The organism is Brevibacillus massiliensis (assembly GCF_000311785.1).
GTDB lineage: Bacteria > Bacillota > Bacilli > Brevibacillales > Brevibacillaceae > Brevibacillus_C > Brevibacillus_C massiliensis.
Genome location: NZ_HE978536.1, coordinates 380,046 through 396,571, shown reverse-complemented (window position 1 = coordinate 396,571; position 16,526 = coordinate 380,046). Strand labels below are relative to the sequence as shown.

The window sequence follows — 16,526 nt, the reverse complement described above, 5'->3', positions numbered from 1 at the left end:
GGAGAACGAATGGGTTTGGAAAAACGCTACCTCAAGGAACTTGATTGGGTGATACTTGTCATCTTGCTCTGCCTCGGCGTATTCAGTTACCTCGGGATCTCAGGGTCAGGCACGGCACCCGAAGTCGCAGTGAAGCAGATTATCTGGTATGTCCTCGGTTTTGTCATCTTGTTTGTGACACTCCTGTTTGATTACCGCGTGTACCAGGGATTGGCGTATTTCGCGTACGGAATTGGAATTGTCCTGTTGATCGGGGTGCTGTTTACCGAACCGATCTACGGCGCACACAGCTGGTACAAGCTGGGGCCGATTTTGTTCCAACCCTCGGAACCGATGAAATTGTTTGTCATTGTCGCGGTGGCCCGGATGATGGCCAAACAGCAGGAGAATCATCTGAAACCAATTCAGACCCTTCCGCAGCTTCTTTCCGTCTGCTTGGTGGTCGGGGTGCCGATGCTGCTCATTTTGAAGCAGTCTGATTTGGGGACGGCGATGGTGTATGCCGGATTTCTGGCGACGATGCTGATCGTCGGCGGGATTCGGCTGCGGCATGTGGCGATGATCGGCTGCTGCGTCGGTCTGTTTTTCGCCGCGATGGCGCTGTTGTATGAGTACGATCAGAACTTGTTTTTTAAAATCATCAAACAGTATCAGTGGAACCGGATCGTCTACTGGATTGACCCCTATGAGGATGCCAAAGGATTCGGATTTCAGTTGATTCAGTCACTGATCGCCATCGGATCGGGACAGCTGTCGGGCAAGGGGTTCACGACTGCCACCCAGGCGAGCTACGGCTGGGTGCCTGTAGGTGAAAGCGACTTTATTTTTACCGTACTCGGGGAAAAGATGGGATTTATCGGCGGCGGGTTGTTGATGATCCTGTTCTTCCTGCTGATCTATCGCCTGATCCGGATCGCGATGGAGGCGCGGGATCCGTTCGGGACCTACATCGTGGCAGGGGTAGTAGGGATGCTGACATTCCAAGTGTTTGAAAACATCGGCATGACCATACAGCTGATGCCGATCACCGGAATCCCGCTGCCGTTTATCAGTTACGGCGGCAGTTCGATAGTCACCAACTTTTTCATCATGGGGATTGTCCTGAACATCGGGATGCGAAAAAAGGCGCTGATGTTTGATTAATGGCGCGTGACAAAAGCGTAGAAGTATGCTATCATCAGGAGTAAGTTAACCATTTTACTTACTAATACAAGTGATTTGATGGATTGGTTGATAAGCCGTACCTGTTAAGAGATACGTCACCATGTGATCAAATCTCTTTTAGGGCGGCTTTTTTCCATACATGAAAGAACATCTGGTAAAAAGGTTAACGCATTTCTCGTCCGGATCTGGGCGAACATTTTTGGGAGGTTTTTCCATGCAACAAGGTACTGTAAAATGGTTTAACGCAGAAAAAGGTTTTGGTTTCATTCAAGTAGAAGGCGGCGAAGATGTATTCGTCCACTACAGCGCAATCCAAAGCCAAGGCTTCAAAACCTTGGAAGAAGGCCAAAAAGTCGAATTTGAAATCGTTCAAGGAAGCCGTGGACCGCAAGCGGCTAACGTTGTAAAACTGTAAGCCAAACACGACAAGTAAAAGCAGTCTCTCTTCGGAGGGACTGCTTTTTTGGTTCACATTGATGCGAAGGCGGCACCTTGTCCCCTCCTTACAGCATAAAGCAGGTAGACAAGTCATATGATGTACAAAGCTCGGCCTTAAGGGGGGATGCCTGATGTTTGGAGAAGTGGACCGCGTAAAAGAACGGCGGCATGAACGAATGGAGCGGATCAGACTGCAGATGAGGGACAGCCTGCCTCCCTATCTGCACGAGCTGAGCGATCCTGCCGAGGAGCCGTTCACAGCGGGTCCGGCTGAATTCCGTTCCCGCAAGGAGATGCCTCCACGAGAGAGGTTTAGCATTCAGGTGGCTGTTTCCCTGCTGCTCATGGGCGTCGCCTTTGTCATCTTCAAAACATCACTGCCCCTGCCGGAGACCTGGAAGACGGCAGCTCGTGATGTCATGCAGCGGGATTTTAATTTTGAGGGCTCGGCAGCCTGGCTTCAGTCAAAATTGGGCTTGTCGCCAAGCGTCTTGCCCGCGCTGCAATCGTCCAAAACGGCGGCTGCGCCGACTCCTGCAAAAGTGGCCCTCTGGCAGATGCCGCATGAGTGGAGGCTGGTCAAGCCGTTTGATCCGACAAGCGTACACGTCGTGTTTGACCTCGGGTCAGAGAGCGATGTCATCAATAAAGAGCCTGGTTGGGTCACGTTCATCGGCGAGAAATCGGGCATGGGTGAAACGGTCATCGTGCAGTACGGCAGAGGGCGTGAAGTCTGGTACGGCAATTTTGCCCAGGTGCACGTCGCTGTCAATGACTGGGTCAAGCAGGGGGACCTGCTGGGCGCAATCAAAACAGTCGACGAATCGTCGAGCTACCTATTTGTCGCTCTGAAGGAGAGAGATACTTTTGTCAATCCGCTGGACGTGATCGCGGTTGACTGAGTGGAGATGCTTCGGTGTCGTCATCCGCATCCATCTGCTGTTTTGGGCAGTGATCGGCATTTCCCTGGCAGCCGGATACTTCATGGAGACATTGACGTTGTTCGTGATCGTGATCATTCACGAACTGGGCCATGTTGCCGCAGCCCGCGAACTGGGGTGGCGGGTGGCAGAGATCCAACTGCTGCCCTTCGGCGGGGTGGCGACGATGGAGGAGGACCTTGCCGCTGACCCGCTTGAAGAGATTGTCATTGCCCTGGCCGGCCCATTTATGAATGTCGCAATGATTTTTTGCTCGCTCATGTTCTGGTGGATGGGGATTTGGTCCGAGGCCTGGACCGTTTTTTTTATCAACAGCAATCTGATGATCGCCGGCTTCAATCTGCTGCCGATCTGGCCCCTCGACGGAGGGAGGATTCTCCAGGCGCTGCTCTGTTACCGCTTGCCATACAGAAAGGCGGGACTGCTGTCGATCGGGGCAAGCGTCCTGTTTGCCGCAGCGCTGTTCGGGCTCGGTTTTCTCTACTGGCATCTCAACCTCATGGCTGTCGCTGTGTACCTGACTGTCGTCAACGCGCAGGCCTTCGTCCGCTTTCCCTATCAGTTTCTCCGCTTTCTCATGGGGAAGCACGCAATCAATCCGGAACTGTCCAATCTGCGCTCCGTTTCGCTGGCTCCGACCGTTACTGTGATGGAAGCGTCCCACCATTTGAAGCGGGGCTATTACCACCTGTTTTTCATCGAGGGAGGAAATGGCGCCCTGCTGTGGGAGGAGCAGCTGCTGAATGCCCTGCTGTTTGAACAAAAGCACCACGCCCCCTTAAGCAAGTTGATCTGACTGCGATCGAAACCTTTTTCTTCCTGATGTGTCTAATGTGTAGGTGAACGACACACGGGAGCAAGGAGGGATTCGATGATTTCAGACGCTTTTTTCAAGCTGCGGCGGCAGCTTTTGCTGGCGCTCGTTCCGATTGTTTTGGATCTGTTCGGTTTTTTGGTGGGGTTGGCTGTCTACGGTTTTTCCGGGGGTTCGAAACTGACGCTCAAATTGACCCTCAACATCGGGCTGCCATCCGTCAGTTCTCTGCTGGACAGACAATTTATGCCCGGCGGCATCCAATTTAACTTTAGCGAAGCGGCTCCGTTTGCGGCCATATTGTTATTTGTCTTGTTCATGATGCTGAGTGCCTTCTTTCAAGGGGGATTTATCTCCTTGCTGCAAAAAGCGGCGGAAGACCGCCGGATATCGCTCGAGCATTTCTTCAGGGGAGCGGTTCATTACTTTGCGCGTTTTTTTGTTTTGCAGCTGCTCATCATGCTTGTCTTTCTCGCTGCGGGGGGCCTGTTTTTGATTACGCTGGGGCTGGTTGGCGGACTGCTTTTCCTGGTGGTATTCCTATGGCTGCGGATTCTGTTCGTCTACCTGGAATTTACCATCGTGACAGACGACCTGTCACTTGCGGCTTCGTTTGGGCAGGCGAGGCACTACTTTCGCCGCCGGCTGCCCGATACCGCCTTCATCATCATCGCCATTATCGCCTGCGCGGCCGTATTCGCCCTGCTGATCAATGGACTTTGGTTTCCGCTGCCGTTTTTGATCTTGCTGATCGCTTACGACTTCGTAGCCTCTGGACTGCAGCTTGCCCTGATGCTTTCGCTGCTGCGCATCCGCGGTTAGGTGCCGTTTTGTTCTCTTTCCTCGCGCCATGGTATGATAGAGGAAGGGATATGACGAAGGAGGTTTCTTTTGAAGCAGATACTGATCAGCAGCGAAAAAAACCTGTCGCGAATCGCCGTCCTCGTACAGGGACGGCTGGAAGACTTGCATGTGGAGACGGGCAAAACAGACCAGCTTGTCGGCAACATCTACCGCGCCCGTGTCGTCAATGTGCTGCCTTCGGCACAGTCGGCGTTTCTCGACATCGGCGCGGATAAAAACGCCTACATGTACATAGACGATGCCATACCTCCCGGGCAGAAGGCAAATCGGCAGGGCAAGGAGAAGCCCAACATTCGCCATCTGGTGCAAGTCGGGGAAGAGCGGCTGGTCCAGGTGATGAAGGAAGCGCAGGGGACAAAAGCGGCCCGGGTGACGACGGAGATCAGCATACCGGGCCGAATGCTTGTCTATCTTCCCGATTCAGCCCGCATTTCCATTTCCCGGCGCATTCAGGCCCCGGCGGAGCGGAAACGGCTGGAGCAAACGGCCGCCCGGCTGCTCACGGGTTCGGAGGGAGTCATTTTTCGGACGCAGGCAGAGGGAGCCGACGAGCAGCGGATCGCCGATGAGCTGTGCTATCTGAGATCCGTCTGGAGCGAGGCACTTGCCGCGGCGGCTGCCAAAAAACTGCCTGTGCTGGTGCATCCGGGGGACGACCTGATCACGCGTGCGGTAAGGGACTTGTTTTCTGCGGATGTGGACGAGTTGATCGTCGATCACGGGCCTACATTTCAGCGAGTAAAACAAATGCTGCTCTCTTTTTATCCCGATTTGGCCGACCGCTTGTCGCTTTACCAAGGGAAGCTGCCGCTGTTTGAGCAGTATGCGGTGGAGGCGGAAATCGACAAGGCGCTGCGGCGCCAAGTGTGGTTGAAAAGCGGCGGTTCCATCGTGATCGACCGGACGGAAGCGATGACCGTGATCGATGTCAACACCGGCAAGTTCACCGGAGGCGCTTCGATGCAATTGGAGGAGCTGGTCACCCGGACCAATCTGGAGGCGGCCAGGGAGATTGCCCGCCAGTTGCGGCTGAGAGACATCGGCGGAATTGTCATCATCGACTTTATCGACATGAAGTCGAGCGCCAATCAAGCGCGCCTGCTCGCCGAGCTGGAAAGCGAACTGGCGAGGGACCGGACAGTCACCAGCGTGCTTGGCCTGACCAAACTGGGGCTGGTGGAATTGACGCGCAAAAAGGTCCGGCAGAGCCTGTCCGAAGCGCTGACCAGTCCGTGTCCGACCTGCGGCGGAAAAGGCAGGGTGCTGTCCCTTGCTGAAGTCAGTCGCAGGCTGGAGCGGGAGATACGCGCCCTGGTAAAGACAGGCGAGGCCGAAGCTGTCGTGGTCGAACTGTCAGCCGAGCTTGCCCGCCACTGGCAGGAACCGGTTGACGGCACAGCACGGAGTCAGCGCGTCGAACAAGACTTGCAGATCCGGCTTCACCTGCTGCCCGAAGCAAGGCTGCCCGTACACGCCTACCGGGTGCGCTACACAGGAACAAAGCAGGAGGCAGACAGACTGCTTGCTTTGGAGGCAGGCGAGGCAAAATTCATTGGCGATTCAAGCCGGCATCAAGTATAGCTCCCCCCCTCCCCGCGCTTTGCGGGGAATTTTTTTGCAGGAAAAGACATCGTTCTCATGCCTGTTTTCAAAAAGTCAAAAATAATCAGGTTTCGACAGTCGAAAGAAAGGTAATAGAAATGGTAGTAGTTTTAGGTTGTCGCATCGTACCAAGGAGGTTAACCGGATTGAAGGACTTATTTCGTAAACTGACAAAAAAGTCAAAATGGAAGCTGCCAAAAGCTCCAAGAAAAAGCTATTTTTCGGTTGGCAAACTCATCGGCAGGCAAAAAGATAAGCAGCTAATGCCTGAGCAGCCGGGTGAAAGCACAAGCGCTGCGGCCGCCCTGGCAGCGGACGGGCCGTCAGGAGGACAAGGCAGTGCGACCAAGAAGCCCAGGAAGGGCATGAAGCTGATCTTCAGGCTGTACGGATCATACGCCTTGATCCTGTGCATTTTGCTTGCGGTTGGCGGGACAGGTTTGTACTCCGGCACAAAATCGCTGCAAGTAATCGAGGACATGTATCAAAACCGCTTGATTTCCGTATCCGAAATGATGCACCTCTCTTCCGATTTCGAGAAGTTAAACGGAACGATCGCCTCCGCGCTGCTGCTGCAGCCCGCGTTGGCTGCGGGTCAGGTCAAGCCGATACAGGGGATCCGAGATAACGTCAAGCAGGAAATTGAACTGTTGAAGCACAAGCAGGACATTTACGGGATTAGCAAGGATGACCTGGATACCTTCAACATCATCTGGAATGGTTACGAAAGCGATTTGAACAAGATTCTCGACTGGATCCAGAAAGGCAATGAGGCAGTAGGGAGCGGCACAGGCATGAGCATCGCCATCAGCACCTACAACACCAACCTTGCAGCGAAAATCAGCGCGCTGACGAAATACCTGCAAGATGTGGTCGCGAGCAACAGCAGCATGGCAGAGGAAAACTACCAGGAAGCACAGGCGCTGCAGCAAAAAATCTACATCGTGCAAATTTCTCTCGCGATCGTCGCTGCCGTGTTGACAGTGGTGGTCGGTGGGATGGTGACCAGATCGATTCTGGGTCCGCTGCGGCTTGTCGGCACGGCCGCCCAGGAAATCGCCCGCGGCAAGCTCAACCAGCAGATTGAAGTCAAGAGCATGGACGAAGTGGGGATGTTGGCCGTCTCCTTCAACCAGATGGCTGCGAACATCCGGGCTCTGATCATTCAGGTGCAGCATGCCAGCGGGAAAGTGACCACTTCATCGGATGAACTGTCGCAAAGTACGGAACAGACGAAAGTGGCAATCAACCAGATCGCCGAGATGATTGAAGAAGTAGCGTCGGGCGCCGATGCACAGGTGCAGGGCGTGGAGGAAAGCAAGCAAGCCATCAACGAGATGGTCAGCGGCATCATGAACATCAGCGAATCCTCTTCACAGGTAGCAGAAGCCTCGCAGGAGACGGCCAGAGAAGCCGAGCAGGGGAACGATTCGCTGCAGCGGGCCGTCAGCCAGATGGGGGCGATCAAATCCTCTGTGGGAGACACGGCTGCCATGATCAAGGCGCTGAACGAGCGCTCCCGCGACATCGGCAAGATCGTAGGCACGATCACGGACATCTCAGCGCAAACCAACCTGCTGGCGCTTAACGCCACCATCGAAGCGGCACGGGCCGGGGAACACGGCAGAGGATTTGCCGTCGTCGCTGACGAAGTCCGCAAGCTGGCCGAACAGACAGGTGAATCGGCCCGCCAGATCACGAGTATGATCACAGAAATCCAGACAGACACCAACCGGGCCGTGGAAGCGATGAACAAAGGCACGCAAGAGGTAGATCTGGGCATGGGAATTATCAACGAAGCTGGTGAAGCATTCCAGCGGATCTACGCCTCGATCCAGAATGTCGCTTCGCAAATCCAGCAGGTCTCTGCCGTGACGGAAAATCTCTCGGCCAGTTCGCAGCAAGTGGCCGCTTCGGTCGAGGAGCTGGCCCGGATCGCCAGGGAATCCTCCGCTAACACCCAGGGTGTCGCTGCCACCACGGAGGAGCAGCTGGCCTATATCGAGGAAATATCTTCTGCTGTGCACCAGTTGAACCAGATGGCAAATGACCTGCAGTCGGTAATCAACAAGTTTGAAGTGTAAACGGGACAAGATCCTTGACGAAAGCATTCGCCTGTGATATCCTATTGTTTGTTATACAAGGATGCTTGACACCTCAAGCATGCTGTAACCGCACGAAACGGGTCTGCCAAGTTGATTTTCTTCGGGAAATCACACCTGAATGAGGCGAGTCTTGGTATAGGGAGGTGCAAAGAGAATGTACGCAATCATTGAAACTGGCGGCAAACAGTACAAAGTGGAAGAAGGCAGCGTACTCTTCATCGAGAAGCTGGCTTCCGGCGAAGGAGAGACTGTCACTTTCGACAAAGTGCTGCTGGTCAGCAAAGACGGCAAGGTAGCAGCTGGTACTCCTACTGTAGCAGGGGCGACGGTTACAGGCAAAGTAGAAAAACACGGCAAAGGTGAGAAAATCACGGTGTTTAAATACAAAGCCAAAAAGAACTACCGCCGCAAACAAGGCCATCGTCAACCGTACTCCAAAGTCGTGATTGAAAAAATCAACGCGTAATTTTGGTGGGAAGATGATTCTGGCAACGGTTAAGCGAGATGGTGGGGATATTGAAGAAATTACCATCTCGGGACATGCTCATGCAGCCGAGTATGGGAAAGATATCGTCTGTTCCGCTGTATCAGCGATCAGCTTTGGCACCTTGAACGCCGTCCACGCCTTGCTGGGGATTACTCCGCAAGTAGAGCAGGCGGAACGGGAAGGCGGGTTTCTCCGCTGGCGTCTGGAGCGCACTGCCGACCAGGCGGTCCATGAGAAACAGCAACTGCTGGCCGAAAGTTTGGTCGTCTCTTTATACAGCGTGTCTCAGCAGTACGGAACGTTTCTTACTGTACACGATACCAAATGGCAAGGAGGTGCTACAACATGAACATGCTTTTTACTGTTGATCTGCAGTATTTCGCCTCGAAAAAAGGGGTAGGTTCCACGAAGAACGGTCGCGATTCGATCGCGAAACGACTGGGTACCAAACGCGGTGACGGTCAATTTGTGCTGGCAGGCAACATCCTCGTTCGCCAACGCGGAACGAAAATCTACCCTGGTGCGAACGTAGGCATCGGCGGCGACGACACACTGTTTGCCAAAGTGGATGGTGTGGTTCGCTTTAAGCGCCTGGGCCGCGATCGTAAACAAGTTGTGATCGAACCCGTAGCGGTTGAAGCCTAAAATCGTGACGATCAAGAAAAACCCAGCCTAGACGCTGGGTTTTCTTTTTGCGCGGACCATCTTGTGTTAGAATAGAGAATCGATGGATTCGAGTCATCTTCAGCAGAAGCGGTATCGAAGAGTCGTGCCACATCTGATGCGAACGCCGAGGAACTGCGTCATACCGTGCGAGAAAGACAAGTCAGCCAAGTATAACCTTGCTGATACGGTAGAAAATACGAGTGTTTGGTGGGGAAAAATGAACGAACAGCAAAAGGTTTTCACCCGGCAGGCCGATCTGTTGTTAACAGTGCTGAACCAGCAGCGACACGACTGGTTAAACCATATCCAGGTGCTGCTCTGTCTGCTCCAATTGGGAAGAGTGGAAGAGGGGACGGCTTACTTGCGCCGCATCACCGAGAAGACCCACCTTGAAAGCGGAATAGCCAGAATCAATTCCCCCCTCCTGTCTGTTTTTTTCTTGACGTTCAATGCGTTGCACAGCAAGCTGCAGCTTGAAGTAGAGGCAGATCACAAGGTAAATCTGGCTCGGCTGCGGGTGGATGCAAACGACCTGTTCCACTTCGTCAGCGATCTCGTATTTGCCGTGATGAAGCATGTCAGAGAGGATCTGGCAGAGCCGGCGAGCTTGCTCGTCTCTTTTCAGGCTGCCAAGGAAACGGCGGTACAACTTCGCTTTGACCTGGCTGAAGGCTTGCCCCAGTCGGCAAAGCCGGACATCCAACCAATCATCGGCAGGGTGAACGGATTGGGTGCCTCTGTAATCACATCGATACATAGTGAAGCGGAATGGGTAGCGGAATTTCTTTTCCCCTGCCAGACGTAATGAGGTGAACGAATGTTTGTCGATCAGGTGAAAATATATGTAAAAGGCGGAGACGGAGGCAATGGTGCCGTTTCCTTCCGGCGTGAAAAATACGTTCCCTTGGGCGGACCGGCCGGAGGAGACGGCGGCCGCGGCGGCAACGTCGTATTCGTCGTCGATGAGGGGCTGCGTACGCTTATCGATTTCCGCTATCAGCGCCATTTCAAGGCCGCGCGCGGCGAGAACGGCCGCAACAAGTCGCAGCACGGCGCAGGCGCAGAAGACCTTGAAGTGCGGGTGCCGCCGGGGACGGTGGTCAGCGATGCAGATACAGGCGAAGTGATTGCCGATTTGACCGAACACGGGCAGCGCGCCGTCATCGCCAAAGGCGGACGGGGCGGCCGCGGCAATATTCGCTTTGCCACCTCGGTCAATCCCGCTCCCGAGATTGCCGAGAACGGCGAACCGGGGCAGGAGCGCAATGTGATCCTGGAATTAAAGCTGCTTGCCGATGTCGGCTTGGTAGGCTACCCCAGTGTAGGCAAATCGACACTGCTGGCCAGCGTTACGGCTGCCCGCCCGAAAATCGGTGCCTACCATTTTACCACGCTAACGCCCAACCTCGGGGTGGTCGACCTCGGAGAACAGAGCTTCGTGCTTGCCGACCTTCCCGGCTTGATCGAAGGGGCTCACGAAGGCGTGGGGCTGGGTCATCAGTTCCTGCGCCACGTCGAGCGTACAAGGCTGATCATTCACGTCCTTGACATGGCCGGTTCGGAGGGACGGGACCCTTATGAGGACTACGTGCGCATCAATGAAGAGTTGAAACGGTACAATGCCCGTCTGGAGGAGCGTCCGCAGATCGTGGCGGCAAACAAGATGGATTTGCCCGACGCCGAGAAGCACCTGGCGCGCTTCCGGGAAAAGGTGCCCGATGCGCGGATTTACGCGATTTCGGCCGCTACCCGGCAGGGTGTGAATGAACTGATGCGGGCAGCAGCCAACCTGCTTGCCGAGCTTCCGGACAAACCGGTAGTGGAAGAGGTTGCCGACGTGGAAGAGCGGGTTATTTTCAAGGCGGAGCCGGAGCAGGCCCAGTTCGAGATTTTCAAGGAGAATGAGGTCTTTGTCGTCAGCGGAGAGAAAATCGAAAGGCTGGCCAAGATGACCAATCTCAACAGCTATGATTCGATCCAGCGGTTTGCCCGGTTGATGCGGTCGATGGGCGTCGATCAGGCGCTGCGTGAACGGGGAGCCAAAGACGGCGACACGGTTCGCATCGGCGATTTTGAATTTGACTTTATCGAGTAGGAGCTTTGTTTCCTGAAGTGATTGACAAACGGATAAAATCCGGGTAAGATAAGGTCAATTTCAAGACAATGGCAATTTCATACGACTTCTTATCAAGAGAGGCGGAGGGACTGGCCCGATGATGCCCGGCAACCGATCGCTTCCGTCAGCTGCGATACGGTGCCAATTCCTGCAAAGCGGCGGCTTTGAGAGATGAGAGGATTTGACTTACGGGATGTAACCAAGCCTTCTTCGACTGCCGAAGAAGGCTTTTTTCTCTATCCGTTCAGCCTCCGCGCTCGTTGCCTTCCGTGACGCGGGATGAAGCCGACATGCGCTTGCCCCTGATATCGCCGCCAAACTGATCGAGATCGCTTGGTTTGGCTGGGGGGTGGTTATTGCGGCGCTCCGATTTGTCGTACTTGCCTCGTCCGCCCATCTGATTCACCTCGCTTTCTCGTACTGGCTTTTAGTCTGCGCAGAACCTGTCGCAGTCATGTAGGGGCGGGAAAAGCGGGCAGGGCCCATTTTCGCATGTTTTCACAATTTGGGGTTGTCACCGGGAAAGGAGTTGGTTATAATGTCCTCTATAGAAAAACAAATGTATTCACATGGAGGACAAATGAGTAAACGGGAAGAAAAGTTTTATTTGATCCGTGCGGACATCCTGCCCGAATCCATCGCAAAGACGATTGAAGTGAAGAAGCTTTTGGATTCAGGTGAAGCGGATACGGTAAACGAGGCGGTTGAGCGAGTCGGCCTCAGCCGCAGCGCCTTTTACAAATACAAGGATGGCATATTTCCGTTTAACGCCTTGATGAGCGAACAGATTATGACGATTCACCTTACGCTGGATGATCGCTCAGGCGTCCTGTCCAAAGTGCTTCAATGTGTTGCAGAAAACGGGGGGAGCATCCTGACGATCAATCAGACCATCCCCCTGCAAGGAATCGCCAGCGTCTCCATGTCGGTCGATATGGCGAAACTGAAGGTTCCCAGTACCGAGTTTTTGGAAAACTTGCATCGTTTGGACGGTGTCCGCAAAGCGGCGATCATCGGCCGCGGTTGATGGGATGAGGATAGGAGGAAAAGGGATGGAAAAACAGACAGTCAATGTGGGATTATTGGGGCTTGGAACGGTAGGAACGGGTGTCGTTCGCATAGTTCAAGGCCATCAGGAAGATCTGCAGAAGCAGACAGGGCTCGGCATTCACATACACAAGATCCTCGTACAGGACAAGGATAAGCCTCGCTCGATCGATACGGTGTCAGATCGGATTACGACGGATGCAAATGAACTTTTGTCCGATCCGGAGATCGACGTGATCGTAGAAGTCATCGGCGGCATCTCGCCCGCCAAGGAATACATTCTGCAGGCGCTTGAACACGGCAAGCACGTGGTTACCGCCAACAAGGATTTGATGGCGCTGCACGGCGCAGAAATCCTGCAAAAGGCTCAGGAGAGAGGCTGTGACGTCTTTTACGAAGCCAGCGTTGCCGGCGGAATTCCGATTTTGCGGGCGCTGGTAGAGGGCTTCTCCTCTGATCGGATCACCAAAATGATGGGCATCGTCAATGGTACGACGAACTACATATTGACGAAGATGACCCAGGAAGGCGCTGACTATGCCGAGGTGCTGAAGGAAGCACAAGAGCTCGGCTACGCGGAAGCGGATCCCACCTCTGACGTAGAAGGGCTGGATGCCGCCCGCAAGATGGCGATCCTTGCGACGCTTGGATTCAGGGCTTCGGTCGAATTGGCGGAAGTAGACGTCAAAGGGATCAGCAGCGTGACCAAGGAAGACATCGCTTACGGAAAGAAACTGGGTTACGTCGTCAAGCTGCTCGGGCTTGCCCGCCGTGACGACGATGAAATCGAAGTGAGCGTTCAGCCGACGATGATTCCCAAGGAGCATCCGCTGGCATCGGTCAACGGCGTGTTCAACGCTGTCTACGTACACGGTGAAGCAGTAGGCGAGACGATGTTCTACGGGCCTGGCGCCGGTGAACTTCCCACTGCGACGGCGGTCGTCTCCGATCTGGTGACGGTGGTGAAAAACAAGAAGTTAGGAGTGAACGGACGCGGTATGGTAGCTCCCTACAAAGAGAAAAAATTGAAAACCGACGATAAAAAACTTTCGAAATACTTCCTGCGTCTGATCGTCGCCGACGAACGCGGGGTGCTTGCCCAGATTACCAAAATACTGGCTGATGCGGACATCAGCCTGGAACAAGTCCTGCAGCAGCCGTACAACGGCGGAAAGCAGGCGGAGATCATCATGGTGACGCATGTAGCAGCGAAGAGCTCGCTTGACCAAGTAATCGGCACGTTCAGCGACCTGTCGGTGATAACAGAAGTGAAGAGCTGTTACCGCGTAGAAGGAGGAAGCGTAGAATGAGCCAATTCAATTCCAGCGTACAGCGTCAATCAGGCATCATCAGCCGTTACCGGGAATTTTTGCCGGTAACGGACCGGACCCCCGAGCTAAGCCTGCATGAAGGCAGCACTCCGTTGATCTACGCTCCCAATTTGTCCAAAGAGTGGGGCGTGCAGCTCCATTTTAAATATGAAGGTTTGAATCCAACCGGTTCCTTCAAGGACCGCGGTATGGTGATGGCGGTAGCGAAGGCGATGGAAGAGGGCAGCACGACGATCATGTGCGCATCGACCGGCAACACCTCGGCCGCTGCCGCCGCTTATGCGGCACGGTCCGGCCTGCGCTGCATCGTACTGATACCAAGCGGCAACATTGCGCTCGGCAAGCTCGCCCAGGCGATCGCGTACGGAGCAGAGGTCATCGCCATCGACGGCAACTTCGACGAAGCCCTGAACATCGTCAGGGAGATTACCGAGCGCGAGCCGATCACGCTGGTCAACTCGGTCAATCCGTACCGGATCGAAGGGCAGAAGACGGCCGCTTTTGAAATTTGCGATGCGCTTGGACAGGCGCCGGATATCCTGGCGATCCCGGTGGGCAATGCCGGAAACATCACCGCTTACTGGAAAGGGTTTAAGGAGTATAAACAGGCGGGCCGCATCGAAGCGCTGCCCCGGATGTTTGGATTCCAGGCGGCTGGAGCCGCTCCGCTGGTGCATGGCGAGCCGGTGCCCAATCCGGAGACGATCGCTACCGCCATTCGGATCGGCAATCCGGCCAGCAAGGAGGGTGCGCTGGGTGCACTGCGCGAGTCGGACGGGCAGATCGAAGCGGTTACCGACGACGAAATCCTGGAAGCGTACAAGATGCTGGCCCGTTCGGAAGGCATCTTCTGCGAACCGGCATCTGCGGCTTCCCTGGCCGGCATCATCAAGCTGCGCCGCGCCGGCAAATTGGCGGACAACTTGACCATCGCCTGCGTCCTTACCGGAAATGGGCTGAAGGATCCCAATATCGCGATGAAAACAGTGGCAGCTGAGCCGAGTGCGGTTCCTGCGACCCGAGAAGCCGTTCTGGCTCTGATTCAAAAAAGCAGGTGAATACGGTGAAGAACAAGTTGGTACGGGTCAAAGTACCGGCGAGCACGGCCAATCTGGGTCCGGGCTTTGACGCGATCGGGATGGCGTTTCAATTGTATACCACGTTGGAGATGCGGCTGGCGGAGCAGACGGAAATTCATCTGGTCGGAGATGAACTGACGGCTTTACCCGCAGACAAAAGCAACTTATTATATATAGTAGCGGCAGACCTGTTTGAGCAAGCAGGTCTCGGCGTACCTGAACTGCATCTGACTGTAAGCACAGAGGTGCCGTTGACGCGGGGATTGGGAAGCAGTGCAGCGGCGATCGTCGCCGCATTGACAGCCGCCAATGCGCTTGCCGGAGAACCTTTCAGCCGTGAGCAGCTGTTCGCCATGGCAAGCCGCCGCGAGGGACATCCCGACAACGTCGGTGCGTCCCTGTTCGGCGGCATCGTGGTAGCTGCGATGCCGGAGCAAGCAGACGCGGCCGTGCCTTATATCCGGCTGGCTGTGCCCGAGGGGTTGGAGACGCTGGTCGTCATCCCCGATTTTTGGCTCTCCACGGAAAAAGCCCGCTCGGCCCTGCCGGACAAATACGAGCGCCGGGACGCGGTCTACGCCGTCGGACACAGCAGCTTGCTGGTGGCGGCGCTGGCGCAGGGCCGCTTGGATTTGCTGGCGGAGGCGATGCGCGACCGCCTGCATCAGCCGTACCGGTCAGCGCTGGTTCCAGGTCTTGCGGAGATGCTGGCTGATGCTTCCGAACATGGAGCACTCGGGGCGGCGCTCAGCGGAGCAGGACCGACGACCCTGTTTTTCTTCTCAGGTGAATCTGCTCGCGAATCGCTGCTCCGGTTTGTCGCCCGGACGATGGCTGATAACGGCATCTCTTACCGGACAATGGTGCTTGCGCCCGATCAGTCAGGTACAGAGATAGAGGTGCTGGATCTGTCAAGATAGCACCGGTTAGGAGAGAACCATGGCAAAGCAGATAGCGATATTAGGGCCGCTTGGGACGTTTACGGAAGAGGCCGCCCGTTCCTTTCCCTTTCAGCAGGAATACCACTTGAAGACGTTTCCCAGCATCGTAGACGTACTGGCTGCAGTCTCCAAAGACGAGATTGAATACGGCGTCGTTCCCCTGGAAAATTCGATCGAAGGCTCTGTCACCTCTACACTCGATTGGCTGCTCCATGAGGTAGAGCTGCCGATTTTAGCCGAGTTGGCCATGCCCATTTCCCAACATTTGGTAGTTGCCCGGCGTGAGCAGCCCCTTTCGTTCGCCGAAATCAAAAAGGTCGTCTCACATCCCCAAGCGATTGCGCAATGCCGCAATTTTTTGCAGGAACACCTGCCGCACGCCGAAATCGAGTACATGAACAGCACGGCGACAGCGGCCCAGTACGTGAGCGCCCACCCGGAAGAACCGCTTGCGGCGATCGGACCCCGGTTGACGACAGAGATCTACCCGCTGGTGTTTGCCCGCCAAAACATCGAGGATTTTCAGAATAACTTCACCCGGTTTGTGCTCGTCGGCAAACAGCCGATCGAATTGCCGCCCTCGGAGCGGGAGAAGACGACCGTGCAGGTCACGCTGCCGGAGGATTTCCCGGGAGCGCTGTACCAGGTTCTGGCCGTTTTTGCCTGGCGTAAAATCAACCTCTCGCGAATCGAGTCGCGGCCGACGAAGAAGGGCCTCGGCAGCTACCATTTTGTCATCGACATCGAGCAGCGCATGGATGAGGTGCTGATGCCCGGAGCCTTCGCCGAAATTGAGGCACTGGGCTGCCAGGTGCGTCAGCTTGGCACGTACCCGTCTTATCTTCAGCAGCACACTGTCAAGGAAACATGCTAGGCGCATCTCATATGACGGAAATGCGGTTGTCCCCAAGGGGAGAACCGCTTTTTTCTT

At 55.1% G+C, this 16,526-nt stretch carries 18 protein-coding genes, 1 riboswitch and 1 other annotated feature; of the genes, 17 read left to right on the top strand and 1 reads right to left on the bottom strand.

Annotated features, from left to right (window positions below):
* The first annotated feature begins 9 nt into the window (after positions 1 to 9).
* The 12 genes from rodA to obgE all read left to right on the top strand — a co-directional run bounded on the left by rodA (position 10) and on the right by obgE (position 11,176).
* Positions 10 to 1,143, top strand: coding sequence for a rod shape-determining protein RodA (gene rodA / locus HGBM_RS05805; RefSeq protein ID WP_019120148.1), 1,134 nt, complete (start codon positions 10 to 12; stop codon positions 1,141 to 1,143).
* 235 nt (positions 1,144 to 1,378) lie between these two features.
* Positions 1,379 to 1,579, top strand: coding sequence for a cold-shock protein (locus tag HGBM_RS05800; protein ID WP_019120147.1), 201 nt, complete (start codon positions 1,379 to 1,381; stop codon positions 1,577 to 1,579).
* 154 nt (positions 1,580 to 1,733) lie between these two features.
* A complete protein-coding gene (locus HGBM_RS05795) occupies positions 1,734 to 2,504 on the top strand; it encodes a M23 family metallopeptidase (protein WP_019120146.1) in 771 nt (256 codons plus the stop codon).
* Positions 2,497 to 3,339, top strand: coding sequence for a M50 family metallopeptidase (locus HGBM_RS05790; RefSeq protein WP_019120145.1), 843 nt, complete (start codon positions 2,497 to 2,499; stop codon positions 3,337 to 3,339). Before HGBM_RS05795 ends, HGBM_RS05790 begins: the two co-directional genes overlap by 8 nt.
* 75 nt (positions 3,340 to 3,414) lie before the next feature.
* On the top strand, positions 3,415 to 4,179 hold the full coding sequence (locus HGBM_RS05785) for a hypothetical protein (protein WP_019120144.1): 765 nt from the start codon (positions 3,415 to 3,417) through the stop codon (positions 4,177 to 4,179).
* A gap of 69 nt (positions 4,180 to 4,248) precedes the next feature.
* Complete coding sequence (locus tag HGBM_RS26710) at positions 4,249 to 5,802, top strand: Rne/Rng family ribonuclease (RefSeq protein ID WP_019120143.1); 1,554 nt, start codon at positions 4,249 to 4,251, stop codon at positions 5,800 to 5,802.
* A 167-nt stretch (positions 5,803 to 5,969) separates the two neighbouring features.
* Positions 5,970 to 7,907, top strand: a complete 1,938-nt coding sequence (locus tag HGBM_RS28805; RefSeq protein ID WP_019120142.1) for a methyl-accepting chemotaxis protein — start codon at positions 5,970 to 5,972, stop codon at positions 7,905 to 7,907.
* A 76-nt stretch (positions 7,908 to 7,983) separates the two neighbouring features.
* Positions 7,984 to 8,069, top strand: a sequence feature (ribosomal protein L21 leader region).
* Positions 8,070 to 8,082: 13 nt separating this feature from the next.
* On the top strand, positions 8,083 to 8,394 hold the full coding sequence (gene rplU / locus HGBM_RS05770) for a 50S ribosomal protein L21 (protein ID WP_019120141.1): 312 nt from the start codon (positions 8,083 to 8,085) through the stop codon (positions 8,392 to 8,394).
* A 13-nt stretch (positions 8,395 to 8,407) separates the two neighbouring features.
* Complete coding sequence (locus tag HGBM_RS05765) at positions 8,408 to 8,764, top strand: ribosomal-processing cysteine protease Prp (protein ID WP_019120140.1); 357 nt, start codon at positions 8,408 to 8,410, stop codon at positions 8,762 to 8,764.
* A 2-nt stretch (positions 8,765 to 8,766) separates the two neighbouring features.
* Positions 8,767 to 9,060, top strand: coding sequence for a 50S ribosomal protein L27 (gene rpmA, locus HGBM_RS05760; protein ID WP_026074235.1), 294 nt, complete (start codon positions 8,767 to 8,769; stop codon positions 9,058 to 9,060).
* 238 nt (positions 9,061 to 9,298) lie between these two features.
* Positions 9,299 to 9,886: a Spo0B domain-containing protein gene (locus HGBM_RS05755; RefSeq protein ID WP_019120138.1), complete on the top strand. Its 588-nt coding sequence runs from the start codon at positions 9,299 to 9,301 to the stop codon at positions 9,884 to 9,886.
* Positions 9,887 to 9,898: 12 nt separating this feature from the next.
* The gene (gene obgE / locus HGBM_RS05750; RefSeq protein WP_019120137.1) at positions 9,899 to 11,176 is read left to right on the top strand and encodes a GTPase ObgE; all 1,278 of its coding nucleotides are present in this window, start codon (positions 9,899 to 9,901) and stop codon (positions 11,174 to 11,176) included.
* 86 nt (positions 11,177 to 11,262) lie between these two features.
* Positions 11,263 to 11,375, top strand: a riboswitch (SAM riboswitch).
* Positions 11,376 to 11,441: 66 nt separating this feature from the next.
* Here the strand turns inward: obgE and HGBM_RS30930 are convergent.
* Positions 11,442 to 11,603, bottom strand: a complete 162-nt coding sequence (locus tag HGBM_RS30930) for a hypothetical protein (RefSeq protein ID WP_154653321.1) — start codon at positions 11,601 to 11,603, stop codon at positions 11,442 to 11,444.
* Between the two features lie 174 nt (positions 11,604 to 11,777).
* Between HGBM_RS30930 and HGBM_RS05740 the strand changes: the two genes are divergently transcribed.
* The 5 genes from HGBM_RS05740 to pheA are packed head-to-tail and all read left to right on the top strand — an operon-like array spanning position 11,778 to position 16,469.
* Positions 11,778 to 12,224, top strand: coding sequence for an ACT domain-containing protein (locus HGBM_RS05740; protein WP_019120135.1), 447 nt, complete (start codon positions 11,778 to 11,780; stop codon positions 12,222 to 12,224).
* Positions 12,225 to 12,249: 25 nt separating this feature from the next.
* Entirely contained in the window at positions 12,250 to 13,554 is a 1,305-nt protein-coding gene (locus tag HGBM_RS05735; protein ID WP_019120134.1) for a homoserine dehydrogenase, read from the top strand.
* Complete coding sequence (gene thrC / locus HGBM_RS05730; RefSeq protein ID WP_019120133.1) at positions 13,551 to 14,633, top strand: threonine synthase; 1,083 nt, start codon at positions 13,551 to 13,553, stop codon at positions 14,631 to 14,633. Before HGBM_RS05735 ends, thrC begins: the two co-directional genes overlap by 4 nt.
* Positions 14,634 to 14,638: 5 nt before the next feature.
* Positions 14,639 to 15,574, top strand: a complete 936-nt coding sequence (gene thrB / locus HGBM_RS05725; RefSeq protein ID WP_019120132.1) for a homoserine kinase — start codon at positions 14,639 to 14,641, stop codon at positions 15,572 to 15,574.
* 19 nt (positions 15,575 to 15,593) lie between these two features.
* Complete coding sequence (gene pheA, locus HGBM_RS05720; protein WP_019120131.1) at positions 15,594 to 16,469, top strand: prephenate dehydratase; 876 nt, start codon at positions 15,594 to 15,596, stop codon at positions 16,467 to 16,469.
* Positions 16,470 to 16,526 lie beyond the last annotated feature (57 nt).